The organism is Streptomyces sp. SID3343 (assembly GCF_009865215.1).
Classification (GTDB): Bacteria; Actinomycetota; Actinomycetes; order Streptomycetales; family Streptomycetaceae; genus Embleya.
Map to the genome: position 1 here is coordinate 1 of NZ_WWJX01000595.1, position 631 is coordinate 631.

Here is a 631-nt window from a genome sequence, read left to right on the forward strand (position 1 = left end):
CGCGTGGCGTCTGGCCCAGGTCACGGCGGACATGCTCAACGACGTGATCGTCGCGCACGGTTTGACGCGTGCGGAAGCTCGCGCGGTGGCGGTGTCGCTGCCGGACGGCTCGGCCTCGGTGGACATCCGCATGTCGGTGCGCGGCGCGGAACTGGTGGCCGGTGCGCTGCGGCGGGTCAACCGGCGCGCGGCGTAGACCCGGGTGGCCTGCGGCTCTGCGCGAGCAACCCATGCCCCGCCGGCCGCGCGCTCCGTTCCGTCGTGGGACCCGGCCGAACGACGGTGAGCCCGGACGGGTGCCGGTGTGGGGCGCGCGGCGGTGGTGCGCGGGTGGGTCCCACCTGGGATCACCCCGCCTCCCCGCTGTGACCCCCCGCGCCGGCGGCGTGTCCCGTAGCCGATCACCGCTGCCGGCCGATGGGGATGTTCGGGCCGGCGTATCCGGTGGGTGTGCGCGGGCGGTGGTCGCAGTGTTGGGCCGGTGGCCTGCCCGTGCGGGGGTCGGGCATGGTCGGGGGCTCGTACGCTGATCGGCACAGTGGGGAGGCACCCCTCCCCACCCGATTTCCCCACTGAGGGCCCGGCCTTGCCCGATGAGGGGTCCCCGTGCGGGGAGGTGGCTCAAGACTGC

Annotated in this window: 1 pseudogene; it reads left to right on the forward strand. The window is 75.1% G+C overall.

The window, feature by feature from the left end:
- Positions 1-196: pseudogene (locus GT354_RS18105) on the forward strand (hypothetical protein); the annotation flags it as partial.
- Between the last annotated feature and the right edge of the window lie 435 nt (positions 197-631).